The organism is Geodermatophilus sp. SYSU D01180 (assembly GCF_054050415.1).
The window spans coordinates 1-12,918 of the sequence record NZ_JBJGZH010000026.1 but is presented as its reverse complement, the minus strand read 5'-3'; the positions used below and the strand labels follow the sequence as shown (position 1 = coordinate 12,918).

The 12,918-nt window shown below is 65.9% G+C and carries 7 protein-coding genes and 1 tRNA gene; 5 read left to right on the top strand and 3 right to left on the bottom strand.

Features of this window, described 5'->3' with window-relative positions; translation table 11 throughout:
* Positions 1-16: 16 nt before the first annotated feature.
* Positions 17-101 (top strand) — tRNA-Ser (locus ACI8AA_RS19530).
* 408 nt (positions 102-509) lie between these two features.
* On the opposite strand, the gene ACI8AA_RS19525 is transcribed toward ACI8AA_RS19530, so the two are convergent.
* Both ACI8AA_RS19525 and ACI8AA_RS19520 read right to left on the bottom strand, forming a co-directional pair.
* On the bottom strand, positions 510-1,061 hold the full coding sequence (locus ACI8AA_RS19525; RefSeq protein ID WP_457046038.1) for a PIN domain-containing protein: 552 nt from the start codon (positions 1,059-1,061) through the stop codon (positions 510-512).
* Position 1,062: 1 nt separating this feature from the next.
* Positions 1,063-1,455 carry an excisionase family DNA-binding protein gene (locus tag ACI8AA_RS19520; protein ID WP_457046037.1) on the bottom strand — a complete coding sequence of 131 codons (393 nt, stop codon included), beginning with the start codon at positions 1,453-1,455 and terminating at the stop codon, positions 1,063-1,065.
* A gap of 532 nt (positions 1,456-1,987) precedes the next feature.
* Here ACI8AA_RS19520 and ACI8AA_RS19515 point away from each other — a divergent pair.
* The 3 genes from ACI8AA_RS19515 to ACI8AA_RS19505 all read left to right on the top strand — a co-directional run bounded on the left by ACI8AA_RS19515 (position 1,988) and on the right by ACI8AA_RS19505 (position 10,171).
* The gene (locus ACI8AA_RS19515) at positions 1,988-6,052 is read left to right on the top strand and encodes an Eco57I restriction-modification methylase domain-containing protein (RefSeq protein ID WP_457046036.1); all 4,065 of its coding nucleotides are present in this window, start codon (positions 1,988-1,990) and stop codon (positions 6,050-6,052) included.
* Positions 6,049-9,642 (top strand): helicase-related protein, encoded by a 3,594-nt coding sequence (locus ACI8AA_RS19510; protein WP_457046035.1) that lies wholly within the window; start codon positions 6,049-6,051, stop codon positions 9,640-9,642. Before ACI8AA_RS19515 ends, ACI8AA_RS19510 begins: the two co-directional genes overlap by 4 nt.
* A 184-nt stretch (positions 9,643-9,826) precedes the next feature.
* Complete coding sequence (locus ACI8AA_RS19505; protein WP_457046034.1) at positions 9,827-10,171, top strand: helix-turn-helix domain-containing protein; 345 nt, start codon at positions 9,827-9,829, stop codon at positions 10,169-10,171.
* Between the two features lie 58 nt (positions 10,172-10,229).
* Here the strand turns inward: ACI8AA_RS19505 and ACI8AA_RS19500 are convergent, their stop codons facing one another.
* Positions 10,230-11,477 carry a tyrosine-type recombinase/integrase gene (locus ACI8AA_RS19500; RefSeq protein WP_457046033.1) on the bottom strand — a complete coding sequence of 416 codons (1,248 nt, stop codon included), beginning with the start codon at positions 11,475-11,477 and terminating at the stop codon, positions 10,230-10,232.
* A gap of 605 nt (positions 11,478-12,082) precedes the next feature.
* On the opposite strand from ACI8AA_RS19500, the gene ACI8AA_RS19495 reads away from it, so the two are divergent.
* Positions 12,083-12,313 (top strand): helix-turn-helix transcriptional regulator, encoded by a 231-nt coding sequence (locus ACI8AA_RS19495; protein WP_457046032.1) that lies wholly within the window; start codon positions 12,083-12,085, stop codon positions 12,311-12,313.
* Positions 12,314-12,918 lie beyond the last annotated feature (605 nt).

Below are 12,918 nucleotides of genomic sequence, written 5' to 3'. Positions count from 1 at the left end.
TAGCCTCGACCTGCCGGGAGGGCTCGCCTAGTGGCCGATGGCGGCGGTCTTGAAAACCGCTACGGGGCAACCCGTCGTGGGTTCGAATCCCACGCCCTCCGCCTTGTGAGCTGCGGTTTCGTGCGTCCTGAACGGCTGTAGGCACCGACGGTCAACCGGTTGCGCTGACGGATGCGCTGACGCCAGACATCGTGCAGACAGGGGTCTGCCGCGTGATCGGTCCACAAGTTGTGTGCCTGTGGGCCGAGGGTTCCTCGCGACATGTCGGGCTGAAGAACCTGTGCGGGCGCCTTGGCATCATGCGTCCTCAGTCGCCACATGGCGCCTGACGGCGGCCGTAGTCATCAACGGGTAGGGCGCAGCCGAACCTGTCTTGGAAGACGTTGCGGAAGTCCCTTTGGGCACACCATCGCCGATGGGTGGCACAGGTGAGGCAGGCGTACGCCTTTCGCGGCGCGCCAGCGACCTCATCCTCGCCAGGCGCTTGATTGCCTGGTGAGCCATGTGGCCTAGGAGCGGAGCGCGTCGACGGACTCGACGAGGCCGCACCGGGAGAGCCGGGACAGCACCTCATCAACCGTCAATGGCGGGTTCTTGGTCGAGTCAGCCATGCGCTGAACCTCGCCGAAGACCGTGGTCTTCTTCAGGTCGATGAGGTCATGGACGAACTGGTCGGGGTGCTGGGCTTCCACCTGCCAGGGGGCCAGCCGGTCCTCCGGGAAGTCCTTGAGATTGAAGGTGACGATCGTCTGCGCTCGGGCCTTGATCGCGGCGGCGAGCACGTGCCGGTCGTCGGGGTCGGGCAGGTCGAGTGCGTCGATCAGCGGCTCATGGCCGCGCACCAGGACGTCTCGGATCGCAGCCAGCATCCTGGTTCTCAGGATCTCGATCTTCTCCGGAGTGATGTCCTCCATGTTCTTCTGCATGTTGCGGAAAGTCTCATCGAGGATCTGGTGCGTCCACTTCGCCTGCACCATCCCCGCCTGCGCGACCCGGATAAGCAGGTCGCGCAGGGCATTGGGGTAGAGGACGTTGGCGTCATAGACGACTACAAACGCCACCTCAGAAGGTGCCCATCTCCTGGGACAGCGCGGTGAGGTCGTCGGCCGCCTCACGGCGGCGCAGGTCATCCTTGCGCTTGTAGGCCATTAGCGACTCGGCCTTTATCCGCCGGTGCTTGCCGACCCGGCGGTACTCGATCTCCTCGGTGTCAAGCAGCCCGATCAAGAACGGGCGGGAGACGTTGAGCATGTCGGCGGCCTGCTGTGTGGTCAGTTCAGCGTGCGAGGGGACCAGGGCGACGCCTTCGCCCTTGGCCATGTGGTCGAGGATCCGGGCGAGCAGTTCGACCGCCGAGCGGGGCACGGTGAGCGACTCGCGGTGCTCGTCATCGACCACCAGTCGCACAGCGTCGTGACCCGGGTGAGTGGCCAGGTAGTCCTTGACCTGGGGCACGGCTGCGACGGCGGTGCTGACCTCGGCTTCGTCTGGGCGCACTGCGTCAAGTAGGGACGTCACGGGGTCCTCCTGGAACCTCCCGGGCGCTACCCGGGGTGAGGTGGTGCGGGGTGGTGCTGCGTCCGTGGGCATGTCCCAAGAACGCTCCTAGAACGCATGCGAGCGATCGAAGTATCCGCAACGACCGAAATAATCGCAACAGCATCGCGTCCCGTCAACCGCGCGTGTCACCCGTACGGGCAGGAGCGCGGGCACCGACTGCACAGTGCATAAGAGTCGCCCTGCCCGTCGACCGCCCACCTCGGGGCATCCCGGACTGGAGGTGTCTACCGGGTAGGGCATGAGCCAGCAGCCCTGGGTGCAGCCAGCCTGAAGGGACGGAGCCCAGTCTGCTCGGTGGCCACGCCCGCCGTCCCCTGTCCCTCTAGTGCCACTCGATAACTCTTTGGGGCAAGGCGCCTACGCTCCGCGCACGACCACCAGTACCGTCCCCCCGTCAGTGCACGTTGTAGTTGAGCACCTACGGGGCGTGAATGTGAAGCCGGATCTCCGGCAGGACTGGGACGATTGCCTCCCTTGGCGCAGGACCGTTGGAGCGGTCGCGGCCCACGAGATCCTTCGTGGCAGCGACGAGACGGAACTGGTGGTTGTCCTCGCAGAGGCGCCAGGCAGGCCCACCAAGGCCGATGTCCAGGCGATGTGGCGGACCCGCTCGCAGGGCGGTATCGCCCCGGTGCTGCTTGCCATCACCTACCCGTCCGGTGCGGGCTACGGCGTCTGCCTGCTCGGTCTCGGTGAAGACGCGGAACCGTTCTACGACGTCGATATCCGCGTCGCCGCACAACTCATCGCCGATGCACTGAAGATCACCAGCCCTGCCGGTCTCCATGCCGAAGTCCGGCGCCGGTTGGGGTCGATCGCCCAAGGTGTAGCGTCGGGGCTGCGCAACGAGGGACTGCTTGCGACGCACGTTCTCGAGCAGCAAGCACAGGCAGGGACGTGGGGCGAACACTGCACGCGCGCCCAGCCCCTGCTTAAGCAGCGCGGGGAGGCCCTGCTCAAGGGCTTGGGCTATGCCATCGAGGTGGTCCCCGACGGCACCGTCCTCCGTCAGGCGACCGGAACCACCCAGCGACGGGCTGCGGTCGTCCTCCTTGCCGAGGGCGAATCCTTCGAGAACCCGCTCGTGCGCTTCCACAACACCGATGCGGTCCGGCACGGCATCGCCGTCGCCCGCCGCGAGAACGTCCCCTGGGTCATCGTGCTCGGGGGACCGGTCGCTCGGCTGTATCCGGTCGATCCCGACCTTGGCGTTGGCCGCAAGGGCCAGACTCAGACCTTCGTCGAGCTCGACCTGTCGCTCCTCACAGAGGACCAGGCCGGATACCTCGACCTGCTCTTCTCCGCCGAGGCTCTGGAGCAGGGCGGCGCGCTGGAGCGCCTGCTCGCAGACTCCTCGCGCTATGCGACCGGCCTGTCGGACCGGCTGCGCGAGCGCATCTACGAGAAGGTGGTCCCCACCCTGGCGGTTGCGGTAGCGGAGCGGCGAGGCGTCACCTCCCTCCCAGTCGAGGAGCAGAAGACCGCCCTCGACGAGGCGTACCACCAGACCATGATCATTCTCTTCCGACTGCTCTTCGTGGCGTACGCGGAGGATCGGGGACTACTGCCGTACGAGACCAGCGAGCGGTATCGCCGGAATGCCCTGAAGACCCTCGCGCAGGACCTCCTGGCCGACCCGGAGCAGACGTTCGACCCGAACTCCTCGACCCTCTGGGACGACCTGACCCAGGTCTGGCGCGTCATCGACTCCGGTGATCTCGGCGGTTGGGGCGTGCCCGCCTATAACGGAGGGCTCTTCACCCGGAATCCGGACAAGAACCCCTCCGGGGCGGCCACCTACGACCTCGACCTCACGAATGACACGGTGGGGCCAGCCCTGGCCGGTCTGCTGATCGACGAGAACCGCGACGGCGCGCTTGGGCCTGTCGATTTTCGCAGCCTGTCCGTCCGCGAGTTCGGCACCATCTACGAGGGACTTCTCGAATCGGGCCTCGGGATTGCGGAGACCGATCTCACCACCGACGAGAACGACACCTATGTCCCCGCCGAGGCAGGATCCGTCGTCGTTGTCCCGAAGGGCAACGTCTACTTCCACTCGCGGGGCGGCTCCCGCAAGGCCACCGGCTCGTACTTCACCAAGCCCTTCGCGGTCGAGCACCTGCTCGACACGGCCCTGGAACCGGCCGTAGACCAGCACCTCGGGCGCGTCCGCAAGATGCTGAAGGCGGGAGCCACGAAGTCGGCAGCGGAAGCGCTGTTCGACTTCCGGGTCGCCGACCTGTCTATGGGGAGCGCGCACTTTCTCGTTGCTGCGGTGGACCGCATCGAGGCTCGCTTCTCCGCCTTCCTGATCGAGAATCCCCTGCCTGAGGTGGCACTCGAACTGCACACGCTTCGAGCCACGGCCGCCGAACGGCTCGATCTCGATCCGCGTGAATCCGGGATCGACGACGGCTCACTCCTTCGGCGGCAGATCGCCCGGCGATGCATCTATGGCGCAGACATCAATGAGATCGCAGTCGAGCTCGCCCGCCTTGCCGTGTGGATCCACACCTTCGTGCCCGGCCTTCCCCTGTCCTTCCTCGATCACGGCTTGGTCTGGGGCAACAGCCTTGCTGGCGTCGGCACCCTCCACGAGATCAGCGAGGCGATCGCCGAGGCCGAGGCTCGGGAACTGAAGAAAAAGGTCAAGGCTCAAATGACGAGCCTCGACGCCGCACTAGAACAGTTCCTGGATCGCGCGGCCGAGCACCTCGGCGCCCTGGGGGCGCTCTCGGATGCCAGCGTTGGGGACGTGGCTGCGGCGGGCCACCACCACCAGGCTCTCCAGGCTGCGCTGGCGCCTCTCGCCGCCCTGTGCGACCTGATCACCGCTGAGCGCATCACCCGGGACCTTAAGTCCACCGACCCGGCGAAGATCCAGATCAAGGACGCGCCGGGGATCTTCACGGCCCCGACTTGCGACGACCTGGAGACGGCAGTGCTGGGACACCCGCGTCTACCGCAGGCGCGGGAACTCGCGGCATCCGTCATGGCCGCTCACATGCCTGTCCGATACCCGGAGGTCTTCCGACGCGCCCTTCCGGGCTTCGACTGCATCCTGGGCAACCCGCCGTGGGACAAGGTCCGCCACGAGCCTCAACAGTTCTGGGTGACCCGCGATCCCGGCCTCAACTCGCTGAGCACAGCGGGGCGAGCCGAGCGCATTGCCTATCTGCGCACCAACAAGCCCGAGGATGCCGAAGAGGAGCGTCGCGAACAGGCCGCTCGGGAGCGGTTGCAAGCCCTTGCCAAGAACGGCTTCTCCCTGTTGGGCAGCGGCCACTTTGACTTCGCGAAGATGTTCGGTGAGCGCTTCGTCAACCTCGTGCGTGAGGGCGGAAGCCTTGGAGTCGTCCTGCCGCAGGCCGTCCTCATGCTTTCCGGCTGGACGAGCATTCGGGAGCAGATCCTCGCCGACCACTTCGTCACGGCAGCGGAATGTCGGAACACCGGGTACTGGCTTTTCGACATGGACGCAAGGAGGTCCATCGTGCTGCTGTCGCGTGTCCACGGGCAGCCTGGCGTCACTGTTCTTCCGGGCCTGACGTCTCGGGAAGCGTTCGACAGGCGATGGGAGGCCACGATCGAACTGACGTCCGATGAGGTGGAATCCCTCTCGGACACATCTGTGCTGCCGTGGTTCAACTCCCCTGATGACAACCACATCTTCGATCTCATGCGCAAGCAGCCCCGGCTGGGCGCGGGAGAGGGATGGATCACCGGCACCAGCGACTCCTCGCGCTGGGACTTCAGCGGAAGCGGCAAGCACCACGCCTACACCCGTGCGGCGCCCGGCGCCCCTGGGGACTGGCTGGTCCTCAAGACTCGTCACGTAGACGCCTACAAGATCACCGATGACACGTACGACAAGGCCGTCGACCCCTTCGACCTCGTCCCTCTTCAGCGAGGCATCGAGATCACAGATGGCCATGCGCGACTGTCTCTCTCACATCCCACGATCACATACCGCTTCCCGAGCACCAACGACAACAGCCGAACGCTCACGGCCACCGCGCTGCCGGACTCCGGCTATCTGTTCAGCACCGGGTATGCACACGGAGTCAGGCACCCCGAGGGAACCGACACGGTCCACATCTTGGCTCTCCTCGGCTACATGAACTCCGTCGTCGCTGACTGGTGGGCCCGGCGATTCGTTGACCGCCATGTCGGTGCTCGCATCATCAACGGCCTGGTCCTTCCAGACTGGACCGACGAGCAGATCGAAACTGCGGCCACCGCTGCTCGCGACCTGCTCCTAGCCGGTGGCCAATCGACGCTGGTGGGTGGAGTCGCCCTGGCGCAGGTGCTCCCCCAAGGTGTGAGCCACGCGAATCCCCGGGCGCAACTGGACGCCTTGTCGGCCGTCGGATTCGGCCTCTCGTCCTCGGACATGGAGGTCTTGTTCGGGGACTTCAGCGACACGCCAGCAGCCGTACCGGCTTCTCACCGACTTGCTGTGGTTCGCATCCTCGACGGGATCGACCAGTGACGCAGGCCGCAGGTGGCCGCCCGGAGTTCGCAACCAATAACAAGGCGACCGGCCAAACCGTCGCCGATGCGATCAACGAGATGCTCGCCTTCACGGACCCGTACGACGCCAAGGGGCGAACGGCCGCCATCGCGTCGGCCTACTTCAACGTGGACGGCTGGCACCTCATCGCCGAGGAGTTGAAACGGGTCGGCAAGGTGCGCCTCATGCTCGGCGCCGAACCGCAACGAGACACCAACCCAGTTGTCCTGCGGCCGGGGACCGTGTCCGCGCGTCGCGCACCTCAAGTCGCCCTGGGCGAGGCCCTGGACCAGCAGGCGGAAGCACTGGCCGAAGAGCGCAATCTCGTGCCGTTCACGGCACAAGCCCGCACCAAGGTTGCCGACCTCATCCAGTGGCTCCGCTCCGGCAAGGTGGAAGTGCGTCGGTACACCAAGGAGTTCCTGCACGGGAAGACGTACCTCGTCGATCACCCGTCCCTCGGGGTCATCGCAGGCTCCAGCAACTTCACCTACGCCGGACTCGCTGCCAGCCGAGAGTTGAACCTCGGCCAGTACAACCAGACCGCGATCAACGCGGTCAAGGACTGGTTCGACAGCCTCTGGAGCGACGCCGAGCCGTTCGACCTGGCGTCCTTCTACGAGACCCAGATCGTGCCCGAGGAGCCATGGATGGTCTTCCTCCGCATGCTCTGGGAGGCGTACGGACGCCAGGTTGCTGCGGACGACGAAGCGGTGGCAGCCGACCCCTCCACGCGGGACCTGCTGCCGTTCCAGAAGGACGGTGTGGGCCGCGCCCGGCGCATCCTGGAGAAGCACAGCGGTGTGCTGATCGCCGATGAGGTCGGTCTGGGTAAGACCTACGTCGGCGGCGCGCTAGTTCGCGACACGGTCCGCGCGCGACAGCGCGTCCTTATCGTCGCCCCCAAGATCATCCGCGACTCAGTCTGGGACCCCTACGTCGACCGTGGCCACCTCGGCGGATGGGTCGACGTCATCTCCTACGACGACCTGCTGCGCAACGACAGTGAAGGCCAGCCCACATACGGCTTGCCGCCGGGCCGTGACATCAACGAGTACACGCTCGTCTTGCTGGATGAAGCGCACACCGTCCGGAACACCGACACGGAGCGCGCTAGGCGGCTTGTGCAGGTCCTCAAGGGCAACCCGCGCAAGCAGGTCGTACTGCTCACCGCGACGCCCGTGAACAATGCGCTCGGCGACCTGCATTCGCTGCTGTCGTACTTCATCGTGCATGACGATGAGTTCGCCGAGATCGGCATTCCAAGCCTGGCCGCGCACTTCAGGGCCATTGACAAGTTGAACCCCGATGATCTGTCGCCGGAGCACTTGTTCGACATCCTGGACGCTGTGGCGGTCCGTCGCACTCGCCGCTTCGTTCGCAACCACTATGTCGGTCAGCGCATGGACGCCACCGGCGCCACCCTGACCTTCCCCGAACCCCAGGTCCGCCGCGTCGACTACGACCTGGCGCCCGTGCTGACTGGCTTCTTCGACGACTTCGCCCATGCACTGGGCGCCGACCGGGACCCGGACGAACCAGACCCCTTCTACGCGGGCGAGATCCCAGACGAGGGACTCGCATCCCTCGACGCAGAGCGGCTGACGCTGGCCGGATACACGCCGAGCCGGTACCGACTGGACCGCGAATACAAGCCCTACGAGGTCCAGGTCGCCGGGCTACTGCGCTCCGGACTACTCAAGCGCTTCGAGTCCTCCGGCTACGCCTTCGCGACGACCTGCCGCAAGATGGCCGAGACCCTCGAAGGACTCATTGATCTGATCCGCAACAAGGGGCTCGTGGCCTCGGGCGAGCACCTGCGGGACTGGATGCGGATCGACCTCAATGACCCTGTCACCTTGACCGAGTGGCTGGAGACCGCCGAGTACGAGCAGGCATCCGACTACCGCGTCGAACCCCTGGTCGCTGACATCGCCAACGACATCGACCTCCTCCGCAGCATGGCGCGGAAGGTCGAAGAGGGCATCCAGGCCGCCGACGACCCGAAGTTGCACGCGCTCGCCGACACGCTTGCGAAGGTGCTCGCCGAGGCAGAGCGCGACTCGGCTCACCGCAACGCGGCGCGCCTGACGCCGGATGGTCCCGAGAAGGAGTCGCGAGACCGCGACGACCGCAAGGTTCTTGTCTTCTCCTACTTCGCCGACACGATCTACTACCTACAGGACAACATCGACCTGATCGTGAGTCTGCATCCGGCGCTGGCGGCATACCAAGATCGGGTCGCCTTCGTCACCGGTAGCATGCGGAAGCGCCCTGGTCACGGTGCGTACGCCGGAACGGTGACCCAGGAGGAAGCAGTTCAGGGGTTCGCACCGAAAACCGGTGGACCTCAGGACAGGGACGGGAACCCGACAGCCGCGGACAAGTTCGATCTGCTGTTCACGACTGACGTGCTCTCTGAAGGCGTCAACCTTCAGCAGGCACACAACATCGTCAACTACGACCTTCCGTGGAACCCGATGCGGCTTGTGCAGCGCCACGGCCGTGTGGATCGCATCGGCTCGGACCACGACTACGTCTACCTGTGGTGCTTCTTTCCGGATTCCGGCCTGGACCGCCTGCTGCAACTGGAGAGCATCCTCCACCGCAAGTTGACCAAGGCCGCCAAGTCCATCGGTGCGGGCAAGGTTCTTCCGGGCATCGAGGCCAGCGATGACGTGGTCTTCAACGCCAAGCGAGAGCAGATTCAAGCCCTTAAGGATGGCGACAACGGACTGTTCCTCGGCACCACCAGCGGTTTGATTTCCGGCGAAGAGTTTCGCGCAATGCTGCGCAAGGCGATCGAGAACGACTCGCTGGCTCGGCGGCTTGAGGAGATGCCCTGGGGCATCGGCTCGGGCTTCCTCAGCGACGATCGGCCGCCGGGGTACATCTTTTGTGCTCGGATCCTCAATCGCACAGATGAACCGGCCTTCCGCTACGTTCCACTGCCTCCCGCGCTGGTGCCTCGACCGGGCAGCCCCGACCCCACAGGCGTCGAAGCAGTCGCCGCAGACGCTGTTGAGGCGCTGAGCGAGATGCTCCCGCCCGCTGCACACCGACCCAACATCTTCGGCACCCCGGTGGACGTCGTGAGCGACACTCTGAGCGCCCTGAGCGCTGCTACACCTTCGGATCAGCGCGTGTCCGCCCACTTGCCGCAGGACTGGCAGGGGTTGGCGTACCAAGCGTGGGACGTCGCCCAGCAGCACATCGCTGACACCTGGAACGACAGTCTGGACACAGCCGGAGCCAGTGGTCCTGTACCCCCGCCCATTCGCCAGGCGGTTCAGCATCTCGCCCAGCACGGGACTCACCGCAACCAGGCCGACGTCGACCTCGCTATCCGCGTCTACTCACGGGGACAGGCGACGCGCGTCACCAACATCGTGCGGTCAGTGATGCGCGATGAGGAGATGACCGAGAAGAATAAGACCGACCGACTCATCGATCTGATCGATGAACTCGGGCTGTCCGTGGCCGAAGTGCGCCCTAAGCGCTTCCCCATCACCAAGGAGGACGTCCACCTCCTCGCGTGGATGGCTGTCGTCCCCACGCCTGCGGCCTGACAGGGAGACTTGATGTCCATGTACGACCCCCTGTCCTCCTTCCCGGCCGGGGTTGCGGGAGTGGTCACATTGCCCATCGCGGACCTGGGCGCAATGGTCCCCGGCGGGCTCGCTCCTTCCTCCCGCAAGGACAACCGCTGGTGGTCCAACGACGGCCCCAGTCACTTCCACTGCCCGGCCTGGGGTGACGCGGGGCCCGCGGCCCACCCCGACTTGGAGCGCGGTCGGGTCACATCCTGGTTCAAGCCGAGGTAGCGCAGTGCCATATCCGCCGCGCCCTCTGTTGAGGCCCCTTCCCGAGTTCGCCGGTTCGGCTCATCCGCGTCCGGACCTCGCGTTGCAGAGAAGCGTTGAGGACTACATCCGCCGGGAGTACGCCGCGGGTAGGTCCCTTAGGGAACTTGCGGAGTTGACCGATCGGTCCCACTCCGCCATTCGCAACATCCTCGACAAGCACGGTGTCAGACGGCGCGGCGTGGGTGCGATGCGGAGTGGGCCGCCGGATCTGTCTCCGGAACGGCAGCCCTAGTCCAGCAACGTCGAGGGGCTGTGGCGCGTTGCTGGTGCCGAGGCTGAACGACATGGCCTCAGGCCCCGGGCCGCTCCTCCTCGTGCGGTGAGTGCGGCGCGGGCATGAAGGCCGCGTATACGGCCGCAATCGCCTCTGCAGCGATGCGGTGGATCTCTTCGTTCGGGTGCTGGTACGCCTGGTTGGTCCTGATCTTGCTGTGCCCGGCGCGCTGCAGTAGCACTGTCTCCGTCACCCCGGCGTAGAGGGCGGCGGTCGAGTTTGCAGTGTGACGTCCGTCGTGGAGACGAATGCGAGGAAGGCCCGAGTCCTCCACCAGGCCACGCCATGTACGAGACAGGTACTCCGGTGTCAACGGGCTCCCGTCCTGGCTCGTGAAGACGAAGCCTGAGTCTTGCCACGGCGGCCCCAGAGCAAGCCGTTCCTCCTGCTGGCGGCGACGGTGAGCGCGTAGAACGTCGACTGTCTGCTCATCGAGATGGACCTCCCGGTCGCCAGCCTTCGACTTTGGCTTCTTCTCGTGGATGACGCCGCCGACCTGGACTCGGGTCGTCGTAATCTTCCAGCGCCGCTTGTCGAGGTCCAGGTCAGTCCACCGAACGCCGCACAGTTCACCTCGTCGAGCGCCGGACATCAGCAGGAGATGCCACACCGCGTACAGGCGGTGCTCCGAGGTGAAGGCAAGGAAGGCGGCGGCCTCCTGCGGCGACCACGCCTTCCCCTCGACGTTCACTTCCGGGACCACATCGACGTGCAGGGCGGGATTCCACGGAATGAGCCGCCGCTTGGCCGCGACGGAGAGGGAGCCCCGCAGTGCGAAGAAGATGCGGTTGATGCTGGCCGTGCTCAGGCCCTTCTGATGCTTCCACCGGTTGCCCCTGCGTCCGGCAGCCACATAGTCCGGCTTGCTGATGCGGTCGATCAGGTCGTCGACGTCTTCAGGGGTCAGGTCCACAAGAAGGTGGTGCCCCAGGATGGGCTGGAGGTGTAGATCCACCAGTTGCCTGTAGCGAGCAACGGTCGTCGGGCTCTTCGTTCGAAGCGACCGCAGCCACAGGTCCAGCCATGCCGCCACGGTGAGGTCCTCGGAACGACCTCGGGTGACGCCCTGCCGGTCGAGGAACTCGGCAAGGGCTGCCTCGGCCTCCGCCTTCTTTCCGTAGCCGCTCTTCGTCTTGCGGCGACGCTGCCCGGTCCCGGGGTCCGGCCCTAGATCGACCATCCAGTACCAGGGGCCGTGGCACTTTGCGTGTCCCGGCTTGCATGTCCTCGCGTGCCGCTGTCTCACGCTGCCCTTGCGAGTCACGACACCTCCCGCAGGTCGGTCCGGGTGCTCGGCTGCAGCAGCGTCCCGTCCGAGGCGGGCGTATATCCAGTCGAGCCGAGGAGGTCTACTCCCAGCAAGGCCACTAGTTCCGCGGTGCGCACCTTGTGGTGGCGACCGAGCGAGGGCAGCAGGCGCAACGGGTACTTGCCCTCCTTACGCAGGCGCTTCCCGAGAGTCCGGCCGATGCCGAGAATTTCGTCTGCAGTCGCGACGGGCAGGGTTGGAGGCAGGCTAGAGAGGTCCGCGAGAGTCCATCGCGGGCTCGGAGTGGGTGAGGGCTGTGGATCCGAGTGGTCGCACTCGGCGATGAGGTGCTTGTTCACGAGCAAAGCAATCGGCACGTTGATCCCGAAACCGGGGAGTTCGTGCAAGAAACCTATTTGGCCTGCTCAGACTCCTGTTGACTGCGGATAGAGAGCGTGCGGACGGCTCCTCAGAGGGCCGTTGCCAATCTCCCGGACGCGTCTTAAGGCACCGGGACTTGTCCGATGTGGACCGGTCCTACCGCTCCTTGTCCGCGCTGCCAGAGAAGAAGATTCTGACGTTCCCTACAGTGCCCTGGCCACTCAGCCGAGGCATCCCACATGTCCAACACCACAACTGGCGAGACCACGACGCTGGCAGCGATGCACGAAGAGGACGATGCTCTGCTCACTCTGCATCAGGTTGCGCAACGCTTGAACGTCACCCGCCGCACAGTCACCAACCTGGTCAACCGTGGAGACCTACCGGTCGTCCGCATCGCCATCCGCGCACCCCGAGTCCAGCGAGCCGACCTCGCCACTTACGTCGCGACGCGGAGGGTCATCCGATGACGAGTCGGACCTGGTTTCGTCTGCTGCCCACATTTTGGCGGCGGCGGCCTGGATGCGAGCACCCGCAGACGAGCGAGTCCATTGTTTGGTATGGCGACGAACTGTGGCAGGAAGTTGTCCTCTCGGAAGAGACAACCCGGCCGCGACACGTCCTCGGCGACCCGACGGTGCCGCACGAGGCAACACAGGACGGGCTTCCGCTCCCCTTCATCCTTCCCACACCGCCGTCGCCCACAGCGGTACGGGTGGCGGGAGGCGAGTTCGCGTGGTGGCAGGTACTGCTCTGGCTTGGGGCGCCGCTCCGCCACCAATTGCCTGCCGGTGTCTCGGTCAGGCCCATCGGACACGGGCGGTACGTGATGACGGGTCCCGGCGGCCGCTGCCTGCTCGTACGCCGATGATCACGCGGCGTCGCCCCTGATGCATCAAGTCGCTGGCATCAGGGGTTGGACGCCTTGTCCCCCGGTGGTGACATCGCTATTCGACGGCCCTCAAGATTGCGTCGTGGGGGGGGGGGGGGGGGGGGGGGGGGGGGGGGGGGGGGGGGGGGGGGGGGGGGGGGGGGGGGGGGGGGGGGGGGGGGGGGGGGGGGGGGGGGGCGGGGG

What these genes read in the sequence shown, in the direction of transcription:
- ACI8AA_RS19495 (WP_457046032.1), top strand. Translation starts at nt 12,083, where the DNA reads ATGTCCAACACCACAACTGGCGAGACCACGACGCTGGCAGCGATGCAC.